The 259-nt window shown below is 74.1% G+C and carries 1 protein-coding gene; it reads left to right on the top strand.

Annotated elements, in window-relative coordinates; translation table 11 throughout:
• Positions 1-259: FAD-binding protein (locus tag KVS67_RS12230; RefSeq protein ID WP_217565470.1), on the top strand; the 259-nt coding region annotated here is incomplete at both ends.

The raw sequence follows: 259 nt of genomic DNA on the forward strand, positions 1-259 counted from the left end.
ACGGGGGGGGCCTCCGCGCTCGGCGACCCGCCCGCCGAGGACCCCGGCGCCGCCGTGGGCGCCTCGCGCGCCGCCGCCGACTCCGGCTACACCGCGGCCGAGCGCCAGGTGGGCCAGACCGGCGTGATCGTGCCCCCGAACCTGTACATCGCCCTCGGCATCTCCGGCGCCATCCAGCACTTGGCCGGCATGAAGACCGCCAAGACCAACGTGGCGCTCGACAAGAACGAGGACGCCGAGATCTTCGAGCACGCCGAGT

Source organism: Micrococcus sp. GbtcB5 (genome assembly GCF_019091605.1).
Classification (GTDB): Bacteria; Actinomycetota; Actinomycetes; order Actinomycetales; family Micrococcaceae; genus Micrococcus; species Micrococcus luteus.